The following is a 13,914-nucleotide window of genomic DNA, read 5'->3' on the forward strand; positions in this document are numbered from 1 at the left end:
CGGGCTTGCTCGCGAAAGCGGGGTGCCTGTCACGGAGGTGTTGAATGTGCCGCCGCCATCGCGAGCAGGCTCGCTCCCACAGGAGACGGTGATATATGCAAATACTGCGTCCACCCCAGTCCAATGTGGGAGCGGGCTTGCTCGCGAAAGCGGGGTGTCTGTCACGGAGGTGTTGAATGTGCTGCCGCCATCGCGAGCAGGCTCGCTCCCACAGGGGGTTGTGGCGTATGCGAAGGCTGCGTCCGCCCCGGTCCGGTGTGGGAGCGAGCCTGCTCGCGATAGCGGTAGGTCAGCCAGCGTCCATGCTGACTGACTTGCGCAAACCCGATCCTATGACATGGCGCAATCCTTCAGGGCCTGGGACATTGCCTTGCCTAACCTGGCCACGTGAGGGGCCTTGACCACGGTGTTGTGGGTGCCGGGTAGGGCGGTCACGTTCACCTGGTCGTTGAGCAAGCCGCGCCAGCCCAGGGTCGGGTCGTTGCGTTGCTGTTCGCTCGCGGTGAATAGCGACACCTCGAGCGGGCTCGGTGGGCTGACGTAGGCGCCGATGGCCAGCCGCATTGCATAGGCCACCCCCAGGTGGGTGCGCAGCAGGGCGGCGTCGATGTCGTGGGGCAGTTCCTCCGGCAACAGGCGGTGGGTGATGCATAGCGTCAGCATCGCGTCGATGGCCGAGTGTTGCGCCAGTTCTGTCAGTTGGCCGAGCAGGTCGGGGGCGATCTGTTCGGGGAGCCAGGCCATCAGGAACTGCGCTTCGCTCAGCGCTTGTGTCGGCACCGGTTCAGGACGGGCCGAGGCATCGATGATGCCAAGGAACTCCACCACCTCTCCGGCAGCCTGCAGTTGACGGGCCATTTCATAGGCAATCAAACCACCGGCCGACCACCCGGCAATCCGGTACGGCCCTTGCGGCTGGACCTGACGGATGCCCGCCAGGTAACGCGTCGCCATGGACGGGACATCCGACAGCGGTGCTTCGCCCGCCACCAGGCCACTGGCGGCCAGGCCATAGACCGGGATCTGGGGATCCAGCGACGGCGCCAGGTCCCGTGCGTATTGCACCTCGCCACCGAGTGGATGCACCAGGTACAGCGGCCGCTGGGAACCGCCGCGGCGGATCGGCACCAGGTTGCTGTTGGCCCCTGGTCGGGCTTGCCCATCGAGGGTCCTGGCGAAGCCGGCAATGGTCGGTTCGACGAACAGGTCGCGCACGGCGATGGGCTTGCCAAGTACCTTGCGCAAGCGCGAAGCCATCTGCACCGCCATCAACGAAATTCCGCCGAGGCTGAAGAAGTCGTCGTGACGGCTGATGCGTTCCTGTTTGAACAGGTCTTGCCAGAGCGCGGCGATGGCGATTTCGGTCTCGCCCCGGGGGGCTTCGTAAGGCAAGGCCGGGGCAGGGCTGTCTTCAGTACCGGTCGGCGAGTCCACGGCGGTGACCGAGCGCTCCAGCTGCGGCGTGTTTTCCAACAACTGTCCGATGGATTGCCGTGAATCGGTCACCAGGTTTTCCAGCACCTTGGCGAACAGTCCGGCGATGTTCTGCACGGTCTCCCGGTCGAACAGATCGTTGGCGTATTGCAGGCTGCCGCCGATGCGCTCGCCATTGTCGATCAGCGACAGCGACAGGTCGAACTGGGTGGTGTTGTGCGGGCTTTCCAGGGTTTGCACCGCAAGCCCCGGCAGTTGCAACGGCGCCGGTGGCGTGTTGTCCAGGCTCAGCATCACCTGGAACAACGGGCTGTGGCTCATGCTGCGAGTCGGCTGCAGCGCACTGACCACCTGCTCGAACGGCAGATCCTGATGACTGTAGGCCGCCAGTGTCTGGTCCTTGATCCGCCCCAACAACTCGTCGACACGGCTGTCGCGCCCGGTATCGATCCTCAACGCCAGGGTGTTGGCGAAGAAGCCGATCAGCGCCTCCAGCTCCGGGCGCTGACGGTTGGCTACCGGGGTGCCGACCACCACGTCGTGCTGTCCGCTCAGGTGGCTCATCAATACCGACCAGCCGGCCAGCAACACCATGAACAGCGTGGTGCCCTGGGCCTGGCTGAAGGCACGCAGCTCGGCACTGAGGGGCGCAGGGAAGACACAGTCGACGATGCCGCCGGCATAGCTCTGTATCGCCGGACGTGGGCGATCCAGCGGCAGGTTCAGCAGCGCGGGAGCGCCTTCCAGCTGTTGCCGCCAGAAGTCGATCTGCGCCTGCAAGGCTGAGCCTTCGAGGGATTTGCGCTGCCAGGCGGCGTAGTCGACGTATTGCAGCGCCAGCGGCGGCAACGGGTCTTTCTGGCCCTGGGCGAATGCGCTGTAGAGCACGCTCACTTCCCGGGCCAGGACGCTGTTGGACCAGCCATCGGAGACGATGTGGTGCAAGGTCATGAACAGCACGTGCTCGTCGTCCGCCAGTTGCACCAGATGGCCGCGCATCAACGGTCCCTGGCTGAGGTCGAACAACTGCGTGGCGTTGAGGTTACCGAGGTGCTCCAGCGTGGCCGTGCGTTCGTCGGCCGGCATCGGGCGCAGGTCCCGTTGTTCCAGCTGGAAGCGGTAGTCGGCCGGGGCGATTTTTTGCACCGGCTCGCCGTCCACCAGCTCGAAGCGGGTGCGCAGGGTTTCATGGCGCGCCACCAGGCGGTCGAGGGTTGCCTGCAAGGCAGCCTTGTCCAGCGAACCCGTCAGGCGCAGGGCCAGGGGCAGGTGGTAGGCGGCGCCGGCGGCGTGGTCCAGGTGGTCGAGGAACCATAGCCGTTGCTGGGAGAAGGACAACGGCAGACGTCCCGAGCGATTGGCCAGTGGAATCGATGCCGCCTCGTTGGGCGACGCGCTGTCGACCAGCGCCGCAAGACCGCGCACCGTCGGTGCGTCGAACAGTTCGCGCAGGGTGATCCGTGCGCCCAGTTTGCGGCGTAGCCTGGACAGCAACTGCACGGCCAGCAGCGAGTGGCCGCCCAGTTCGAGGAAACCGTCGTGACGGCCGACCTGATCCAGGTGCAGCAGGCCTTTCCAGATCTCGGCGATGGCGATCTCGGTATCACCCAGCGGCGCCTCGTAGGCTTTGCTGGCGAGGGCGTCCTGGCCGGGCTCGGGCAGGGCGCGGCGGTCGAGCTTGCCGTTGGCGGTCAGGGGCAGGGCGTCCAGGTGCACGAAGGCGTTGGGCACCATGTACTCGGGCAGGCCGCTCAACAGTGCACTGCGCAGTTGCTCGGCTGGCACCGGTTCGCCGCAGACATAGGCCACCAGGCGTTTGCTCTGCGCGTCGCCCTGGCTGTCCTCACGGGCGATCACCACGGCTTCGCGGATACCCGGGCAAGCCACCAGGGCGTTTTCGATCTCACCCAACTCGATGCGGAAACCACGGATCTTCACCTGGAAGTCATTGCGACCCAGGTACTCCAGCGTACCGTCGGCCAACCAGCGACCGAGGTCGCCGGTCTTGTACAGGCGCGCGTTCGGTTCGCTGCTGAACGGGTCGGCGATGAAACGCTCGGCGCTCAGCTCCGTCCGGTTCAGGTAGCCCCGGGCCACGCCGACACCGCCGATATGGATTTCCCCAGCCACCCCCAACGGTGCCGGTTCGCCTCGCGCATCCAGCACGTGGACCTGGACGTTGGCGAAGGGTCGGCCGATGCTCGGCCGTTCGCCCAAGTCGCGGATCAGGTCGAGGGTGGCGTCCACCGTGCATTCGGTGGGGCCGTACATGTTGTAGAAGCGGATGCTCTGGCAGTTGCGCAGTTTCTCCCAGGTGGCGGCGTTGATCGCCTCGCCACCGAGCAGCACGCTCACCGGCTGGTAGCTCTGGCGCTCCAGCAGGCCGGCGGCGAGCAGTGTGTCGAGCTGCGATGGGGTGGAGTCGAAGGCGTGCACCTGATGCTGTTCGAGGAAGTCCAGCAACTCGCTGCCGCTGGCGCGGATCAGTTGCGGGATGATCACCAGGCGATGGCCGGAGAACAGCTGGGAGATGCCCTTGATCGACATGTCGAAGAAGAACCCGGCGTTCAGAGCCACAGTGGCCGGGGTCGGGCAGTGCTGATGGGTGGTGCGGGTCAGCACGTGCCAGAAGTTGAACACCGAGCGGTGCTCGACCATCACGCCCTTGGACTGACCGGTGGAACCGGAGGTATAGATCACGTAGGCCAGGTGTTCCGCGGTCAGGCCCGGTACTTGTGGGTTGCTGTCGAACGCCGCATCGTCCGCCGCTTGCAACGATTCCACGATGTCCAGTAGCAACACCGGCAGTTCCCCGGACGGTAGGGACAGCGCCGATTGGGTCAACAGCGCCTGGGGTTGGCTGTCCTGGAGCATGAAAGCCATGCGCTCGGCCGGGTGGGCCGGGTCGATGGGCACGTAGGCCGCGCCGGCCTTGAGCACGCCCAAGAGGCCAACGATCATCTCCAGGCTGCGTTCGGCGCAGATGGCCACGCGCTGATCGGGCTGCACGCCCAGTTCAAGCAGTTGCCGGGCCAGGTGGTTGGCGCGGCGGTTGAGTTGGCGATAGCTCAACTGGCGGTCTTCGCAGACCAGGGCCACGGTGTCGGGGTTGGCCTGCACCTGGGCTTCGAACAGTTGGTGGATCGGTTGCGCCGGGCCAAAATCGCGGGCGGTGCGGTTGAAGTCTTCGAGCAGCAACTGGCGCTCGCCAGCGGGCAGCACGTCGAGGCTGCTGGCGAGACGATCAGGGGCCTGCTCCAGGGCGTCCACCAGCGCGGCCACGGCCTGGCCCAGGTAGGCGGCGATGCGTTGCGGATCGATGCCGGTGATGGATTGGGCGGTCAGGGAGAAGCCGTCCGCCACATTCGCCACGGCGATTTCGATGGGGTAGTTGGTGCGGGTTTCCGAGGCGATGAAGTGCATGCCTTCGTGCTCGCCCATGTCCTCGACGTTTTCCCCGGAGGCGTTCACCAGGTCGCCGTGCCGGCAGTTGAGGATCACCGTGAACAGCGGCAACGAAGCGTCCACCGCACTGCAACGCTGGGCCAGGGCCAGGGAAGCCTGTTCGTGGGTCAGCAGCTCGCTCAGTTGCTGGTAGGCGTCATGGACGATGTCGCTGACAGTGTGCTGCTGCAAGCGGATGCGCATCGGCAAGGTGTTGATGAACATTCCCAATGCATGGTCGGCACCGGCAGTGCCTTGGGACCGACCTGACAGCACCGTGCCGAAAATCCCGTCGTCGCGGCCGCTGGTCGCGGCCACTACCAGGCCCCAGGCCGCATGGAACAGCACCGAGGTGGGCACCCCTTGCTGGCGGGCCGTGCGGTGGATCCGGGTACTGAGCTCATCGCCCAGGTGCTTGACCGCGCGCTTGATCCCGGCGCCGTTGCCACGCACATCCAGCACCCCGTAAGGCGCGGTGGTGGAGTCGACATCCGCGAGCAAGCGGCGGAAGTAGGCTTCGTGGTCGGCCTGGGACACGCTGGCGGCCTGGGCGATGAAGTTCCGGTAAGGCTGGGATGGCGGCAGACTGTCGGCCTGGCCGGCCAGGACCGCCTGGATCTCCAGCATGATCAACCGCAACGTCACGTTGTCGCTGACCAGGTGGTGGTCGAGCAGCGCCAGCAGCCATTGCCCGCGAGGCTCGTCCTCGATGATGTATGCGGCAATCAACGGTGCCCGTTGCAGGTCGAGGCGCAGATGATGGGTGTCGGTCGTGTCACGCAGGATCTGCAGGGCGTCTTCGCCGGGGAAGCAATCCAGGGTTACCACCGGCAGCTGCGCCTGGCGATGGACAATCTGCACCGGCTGCGGCAGGCCTTGCCAGCGCAGGGCGGTACGCAGAATGTCGTGGCGGTCGATCACTACCTGCACGGCGGCCAGGAAGTCATCGAGCAACTGGCGTCGGCTGAACGTTACCACCGTGCGCATCAGGTACGCATCGCCTTCGGACTGCAACAGGTGATGGAACAGGATGCCTTCTTGCAACGACGACAGCGGGTAGATGTCCTGCACGTTGGCGGCGCCGCCGGGAACATCGGCGACAATCTGTTCGATTTCCTGCTGGCTGAGGGTCACCAGCGGCAGCATGTGCGGTTCGATGGCGGTGCAATCGGCGGGGATCAGGTTCTCCGGCACGATCCGTTGCGCGTTGTTGCCGCCGGCCAGCGCAGCGGCCATGGCCTTGAGGGTCGGCGCCGAGAACACCGTGCGCACGTCCAGTTGCAGGTCGGCCTGACGCAGGCGCTCGATCAGGCTGATGACCAGGAAGGAATGGCCGCCGAGTTCGAAGAAGTGGTCATGGCGACCCACCCGTTCTACCCCGAGCAACTCCTGCCAGGCATTGGCCAGGGTGATTTCAATGGCGCCCAGCGGTGCCTCATACCGCTGGCTTGCGGCGGCGGACGCGTCCGGTGCCGGCAAGGCGTTGCGGTCCAGCTTGCCGTTGGTGGTCAGTGGCCAGGCCGTCAGCGTCACGAAGGCGCTGGGCACCATGTGTTCGGCCAGTACGCTCGCCAGTTGGCTGCGCAAGGCCGACGATTCCACGACGACCCCTTCATGGGCGATCAGGTACGCCACCAGGCGCTTGTCGCCGGGCTGGTCTTCGCGCACGGTCACCAGGGCTTCACGGACTTCGGCGCAGGCCAGCAGTTGGGCTTCGATTTCGCCCAGCTCGATGCGGAAGCCGCGGATCTTGATCTGCGAGTCGTTACGACCCACATAGACCACCCCGCCGTCGGCGCGGTAGCGGGCGATATCGCCGGTGCGGTACAGCCGGGCATCGGCGTGTGTTGCGAACGGGTCGGGAATGAAGCGCTCGGCGTTCAGTTCGTTGCGATTGAGGTAATGCCGGGCCACACCGGCACCGCCGATGTAGATCTCACCATTGACCCCCACCGGCACCGGTTGCCCGTAGTCGTCGAGAATCCGCAAGCACAGGTCGGGCAGGGGCGGGCCGATCAGGCTTGGCGCGCCCGCGTCGATTTCCTCCTGGCTGACCGGGTAGTAAGTGGCGTGCACGGTGATTTCGGTGATGCCGTACATGTTCACCAGGCGCGTGCGGGACAGCGCCGTACGCGCGGTCCATGGCCGCAGGCTGCGGAAGTCCAGGGCTTCGCCGCCGAAAATCACTTCCCGCAGGCCGTGTTCCAGGTCGCTGCGCTCACGGGCTTCGATGAACTGGCGGAAGGCGCTTGGCGTCTGGTTCAGCACGGTCACTTGTTGTTGGCAGACCAGTGCGTAGAAGTCGTCGGGCGAACGGGCCACGTCGCTCGGCACCACTACCAGTTTGCCGCCGTAGCTCAGCGCGCCCCAGATTTCCCAGACCGAGAAGTCGAAGGCAAAGGAATGGAACAGCGTCCAGACATCCTGGTGACCAAAGTCGAACAGTTCGGCGGTGGCGTCGAACAGACGCGCCACGTTGCCATGTTCCACCAATACCCCTTTGGGCAAACCGGTGGAACCTGAGGTGTAAATGACATAAGCCAAGTGCTGCGACGTCAGGCCGAGCGCGTCAGCGTCCGGATTGCGATCCAGTTCTGTCAGGTCATCTGCCGCGAGGTCCTCGTCGAGGCTCACCACCGGTACGGCGTGCTCGGGCAGCGCGCCGAGGCACGTCGGTTGTGCCAGCAGCGCGACCGGGGTGCTGTCGTCCAGCAGGTAGCCGAGTCGTTCGGCGGGGTAGGCCGGGTCCAGCGGCACATAGGCCGCACCGGCCTTGAGCACTGCCAGTACCGCGCAGACCATTTCCACGCCGCGTTGGGCCAGGATCGCAACCCGGTCGTCAGGGCGCACGCCCTGGGCCAGCAGCAGCCGGGCGACGCGGTTGGCCCGGCGATTGAGGGCCTGGTAACTCAGTTCCGTTTTGCCAAAGACCAGGGCAATGTTGTGGGGCTGGGCGGCGGCGAGTTGTTCGAAGCGTTGATGTATCAACGCTTCGGGGCTCAATACAGCCTTGGGCGGTAACGCCGCAGGTGAGGCCTGGCGCTGTGCGGGACTGAGCAACGGCAAACCGAGCACGGGTTGCTCGACATCCGCCACCATCGCTTCGAGCAGGGTCTGGAAATGCTGGGCGAAACGCTCCACGGTGGTGCGGTCGAACAGATCGCTGGCGTATTCGATCACGCCAGCCAGCGTGCCGCCGTCATTGCCCAGGGTCAACATCAGGTCGAACTGCGCGGTTTCATGGGCCTGGGCCACCGGCACCAGGGTCAGGCCGGGCAGGCTCAGCTCGCCACCGCCCGGGGTGTTGTCCAGCGACAGGGCGACCTGGCACAGCGGGTTGTGGCTCAGGGAGCGCGGCGGCTGTACGGCTTCGATGACTTGCTCGAAAGGAATGTCCTGGTGCTCGTGAGCCGCCAGGGTGGTCTGTTTGATCTGCTCCAGCAGTTGCGCCACGCTCGGGTTCTGCGTCAGGTCTACGCGCAGGGCCAGGGTGTTGACGAAGAAACCGATCAGGTTTTCGGTCTCGGTGCGGCCGCGGTTGGCCGTCGGTACGCCGATGACCACGTCCCGTTCGTTGCCCAGGCGCGCCATGAGCACCGACCAGGCACTGAGCAGCGCCATGAACAGGGTCACGTTGTGTGCCTGGCAGAAGTGCTCCAGGCGTTCGCGCAAGGCCGGGGCGATGGTCACCGCGACGTCGCCGCCGCGATAGCTCTGCATCGCCGGACGGGGGCGGTCGGTGGGCAGGGATAGCAGGGCCGGCGCGCCTTCCAAGTGCTCACGCCAGAACCTGGCCTGGCGATCGAGGCGTTCGCCGTCGAGGGCCTGGTGCTGCCAGGCGGCGTAGTCGGCATATTGGATCGGCAACGCCGGCAGGGGATCGGGCTGCTGCTGGCTGAAGGCCCGGTAGAGGGCGGCGAATTCCTTGACCAGCACCCCCACCGACCAGCCGTCGGAGATGATGTGGTGCTGGGTGATCAGCATGATGTGCTCGTCATCGGCCAGGCGCAGCAGGCGCCCACGAATCAGCGGCCCACGGCTCAGGTCGAACGGCGCCAGGGCCTCATTGTTGCCGATGCGTGATGCGCTGAGGCTGGCCTGTTCATAGGGCAGCGCACGCAGGTCCTGTTCGGCCAGGGCGAAGCCACAGTCCGCCGGGGCGATGACTTGCACCGGCTGTTCGCCACGGCGTTCGAAGGTGGTGCGCAGGCTTTCATGCCGGGCCACCAGGCGATCCAGCGCGGCCTTGAGGGCCGCACGGTCGAGATCGCCACGCAGCAGCAGGGCCGCCGGCATGTGGTAGGCGCTGCCGGCGCTGGAATCGAGCTGGTCGAGGAACCACAGGCGCTGTTGGGCGAACGACAAGGCCAGCGGCCCGTTGCGGTCGACCAGGGCGATGGTCTCGGCCTCGGCGGTGAGCGGGTGACCCACCACCCGTGCCAGTTCTTCCACGGTGGGGTGGCTGAACAGTTCGCGCAGCATCAGCTCGCAGCCCAACTGCTGCCGCACCCGGGAAACCAGTTGCGCGGCCAGCAGGGAATGCCCGCCCAGTTCGAAGAAACTGTCATGGCGACCCACGCGCTCAAGGCCTAGCAATTCCTGGAAAATTTGCGCCAGGGCGATTTCGGTGGCGCCTTCGGGGGCGGTGTAGCCGCGCTCGGACATGGCGCCCAGGTCCGGTTCGGGCAAGGCATCCTGGTTGAGTTTGCCGTTGGCCGTGAGGGGGTAGGCGTGCAGGCTGACGAAGGCCGTCGGGATCATGTAGTCGGGCAGGGTCGCACCCAATTGCTTGCGCAAGGCCGCCACTTCCAGCACCGCGCCTGAACGGGGAATCAGATAGGCGATCAGGCGCTTGCCCTGGCTCACGTCATCACGGGCCAGTACCCGGGCTTCACGCACACCCTCGCAGGCCAGCAACTTGGCTTCGATCTCCCCCAGCTCGATGCGGAAACCACGGATCTTCACCTGGGCGTCCATCCGGCCCAGGTGCACGATCTCGCCGTTGTCCAGCAACTTGCCCAAGTCCCCGGAGCGATACAGCCGCTCGCCGGGCCGGAACGGGTCGGCAATGAAGCGTTCGGCGCTCAAGGTCGGACGGTTCAGGTAGCCGCGGCCGACCCCCAGGCCGCCGACGCAGATCTCACCGGCCACGCCGACTGGCAGCAGCCGCTGCTGGGCGTCGAGCACATAGGCCACGGTGGTCGGAATCGGCCGGCCGACATTGGAGATGCCGGCGGCGATGTCGGCCGCACCAATGGCTTTGTAGGTGACGTGGACGCAGGTTTCGGTGATGCCGTACATGTTCACCAGCGCCACATGCCCGAAGGCACGGTGGAAGGCATCGAGCTTGCCCAGCTCCAGGCTTTCCCCGCCGAAAATCACGTAGCGCAAATCCGTCAGGCGCACGTCCGGTGTCGCCAATGCGGCGGCACTGAGCTGGTGGAACGCCGAGGGCGTCTGGTTCAGCACCGTCACCTGTTCGCGTTCGAGGAAGTCCAGCAGCGCTGCCGGATCCCGACGCAAGGCTTCAGGCACCAGGGTCAGGCGTGCGCCATGGAGCAGCGCGCCGAAGATTTCCCAGACCGAGAAGTCGAAGGCGTTGGAGTGGAACAGCGACCAGACGTCCTCGGCATTGAACTGGAAGTCCGGGCGATTGTTGTGCAGCAGCCGCACGACGTTGCGGTGTTCGAGCAGTGCACCTTTGGGCTCGCCGGTGGAACCCGAGGTGTAGATCACATAGCAGAGGTGTTCCGGGGTGTTGACGTGGGTCGGGTTGGCGACACTGGCATCGACGTTGCCGAGGGACGGATCGAGGACTTCGATACCCAGCGCCTGCAGCGCCGGCGCCATGCCCTGACGCGCGATGGCCTTGCGGGCACCGCTGTCGCGCAGCACATAGGCAATACGCTCCTGGGGCGAGGCCGGGTCGATGGGCACATAGGCGCCGCCGGCCTTGAGCACCGCCAGGGTGGCGACGATCATCTGCACCGAGCGCTCCAGCGTGATGGCCACCAGTTCCTGGGGCCGCACACCTGCGGCGCGCAAACGGTGGGCGAGGCGGTTGGCCTGTTCGTTGAGTTGGCGATAGCTCAACTGCTCCTCGCCGAGGTTGACGGCAATGCGCTCCGGTGTCCGGCGGGCCTGCTCCTCGAAAATCTGCTGCAGGGTCAGGGTGTCGGGCCAGGCCGCTTCACTGTCGTTGAAGTCGATGATCTGCCGCTGCCGCTCGGCGCTGTCCAGCAGAGGAACATCGTCGACTCGCTGCAGGGCATCTTCGACAAAGGCTTCCAGCAGGCGCACGTAATGGCGCATCAATTGCTGGATGAACCCGGCGTCGAAGAACTCCGCGTTGTACACCACATGCCCGGCCCAGTGTTGTTCACCAGCGGTGATCAACAGGTGCAGGTCGTTCTTGCCGTAGCCCAGGTTGCTTTCCAGAGTATTGACCGCCAGTCCCGCGACCCGGGCGCTGGCGTCGGTGTCGCGCTGGAAGTTGAACAGTACGTCGAACAGCGCGGTGCGGCTCATGTCCTTGGCCGGATTCAGCGCCAGCACCAACTGGTCGAACTGCATGTGTCGATGGCGCAGGGCCTGGGTCAGGTTGTGGCTGGTCTGTTCCCAGAGCTGTTGCAAGGTGGTGTCGCTGTCGCAGAAGCCGCGCATCACCAGCAGGTTGTCCAGCGGCCCGACGACGTCGTTTAGACCGGGCTCGCGGCAGGCGGCCGTGGTGCCGATCACCAGTTCGTCGTGGCCGGCATAGCGGCGCAGCAACGCGGTGAAGGCGCTGAGGGCCAGGCTGTCGCTGCTCACGCCGACTTCCCGGGCCAGGGCTTCGAGGCGGCGGACCAGCGGCGCTTCGAGGCTGAAGGCATGGGTCGCTTCGGCGAACACATGCACGGCCATGCGCGGCCGATTGAGCGGCAGTTCCAGGGCTTGCAGCTTGCCGCGCAACTGATAGCTCCAATAGGCCCGCAGGTTCTCCAGCACCGCAGCCGGGAGCTGGCGTTGCCAGGCGGCAAAGTCGCCATAGCCCAGCGGCAGGGGCGGCAGCTCGGCGTTGCGTTCGGCGCAGGCGGCTTCATAGAGGGCCAGCAGGTCGCGCTTGAGCAGTTGCATGGAGGTGCGGTCGGCCAGCAAATGATGCACGGCAATCGCCAGCACGGCGGTGCGTTCGTCCGCCTGCACCAGGCTGGCGCGCACCAGGCTACCGCTGTTCATGGCCAGCGGCCGACGGGTCTCGGCCAGGGCCTGGGCGGCGAGGGTGTCCGGGTTGCCCTGGATTCGTTCAAGAGACAGGGTTGCCGGTCCGTCGAAGCACTGCCAGGCACTTGCACCGTCGCTCTGGATCCGGCAACGCAGGATGTCGTGACGAGCCAGCAGGCCGTCGAGGGCGGTTTGCAGGGCCGGTTGGTTGATCTCGCCGGTCAGCTCCAGCAGCAAGGGGATGTTGTGATAGACCGGGTTGGCGTCGTACAGGTAACCGTTCTCGAAGGTGTCGACGAACCAGAGCCGTTCCTGGTGATAGGACAGCGGCATGCGCTCCGGCACCGGCGTCAGCGCGGTGATGGGTGGCAGGACCAGGGTCGGGTCCAGTTCCAATGCACCGATACGGGTGTCCGGTGCTTCGGTGAAACAGTGCAGCAGGCGTTCGAAGCGCGCCGCGAGGCGTTCGACGGTGGCGGCATCGAACAGCGCGGTGGAATATGACAGGCTGCATGACAGGCTCGGGCCACCTTCGTCGATGTGCAGGGACAGGTCGTGCTGGGTGTTGTCCTTGCGCGACGGCAGGAACTCCAGGTCCAGACCCGGCAACTGCAACTGGCCGCCGGCACCCCCGGCATTGGTGTAGAGCATGGTCTGGAACACTGGGCTGAAGCTGGCACTGCGCGGCGGCTTGAGGGCTTCGACCACCAGTTCGAACGGGGTGTCCTGGCGGCTGGAAGACTCCAGCATCAGATCCTTGACCTGCTGCAACACCTGCTCGAGGGTCGGGTTGGCTTCCAGGCGGATGCGCAGGGCCAGGGTGTTGACGAAGAAGCCGATCAACGACTGCACATCCTGGCGGTCGCGGTTGGCGGCAACGGTGCCGATCACCAGGTCCTGTTGGCCGCTGATCCGTGCCAGCAACACCGCCCAGGCCGCCATCAGAGTCATGAACGGCGTTGCGGCGCGGGACTGGGCGAACCGGGCGATGGCGGCGGACAACGCGGCGGGCAGGTCGAAGCCCAGGGTTTCACCCCGATAGCTTTGCACCGCCGGGCGTGGCCGGTCGGTGGGCAGCGCGAGCAACGCCGGAGCGCCGGCCAGGTGAGCGCGCCAGAATTCCACCTGCTGGTCGAGGCGCTCGCCTTGCAGGTGACGGCGCTGCCAGGCAGCGTAGTCGGCATATTGCAGGGCCAGTGGTGGCAGCGGATCGGCTTGTCCGGCACTGAATGCCTGGTACAGCGCGGCGAATTCCTTGACCAGCAGGCCGATGGACCAGCCGTCGGAGATGATGTGGTGCTGGGTGATCAACAACCGATGCTCATCGTCGGCCAGGCACAGCAATGTGCCGCGGATCAGCGGACCGTGCAGCAGATCGAACGCTCGGGCCGCTTCCTCTTCCGCCAGCCGGGCCGCTTGCCGTTCAGCCTCTTCCCGAGGCAAGTGGCGCAGGTCCTGTTCCTGCAGGTTGAAGCCGCAGTCGGCCGGGGCGATCACCTGCACCGGCTGTTCGCCATCGCGGCGGAAGGTGGTGCGCAGGCTTTCATGCCGCGCCACCAGGCGATCGAGGGCATTCTTCAGCGCGGCCCGGTTAAGGGCCCCGCGCAGCACCAGCGAAGCGGGGATGTGATAGGCGGCGCTGGCGGTCGGGTCCAGCTGATCGAGGAACCACAGCCGCTGCTGGGCGAACGACAGCGCCAGCGGTCCCTCGCGATCCGCGCCGGTGATGTCGTCGGGAGCCGTTTCGATGACCCGTGTGGCGCCGCGCTGCTTGAGCAGGCGCAGCAGTGCGGCACGTTTCAACTGGTCGAGACTATCGTTATGTTCGTTCAA

At 65.9% G+C, this 13,914-nt stretch carries 1 pseudogene; it reads right to left on the bottom strand.

What is annotated here, in order from left to right:
* Positions 1-330: 330 nt before the first annotated feature.
* A pseudogene (locus FBY02_RS19820) lies at positions 331-13,914 on the bottom strand (amino acid adenylation domain-containing protein); the annotation flags it as partial.

Origin of the sequence: Pseudomonas sp. SJZ078, from assembly GCF_007828255.1 — a bacterium.
Classification (GTDB): Bacteria; Pseudomonadota; Gammaproteobacteria; order Pseudomonadales; family Pseudomonadaceae; genus Aquipseudomonas.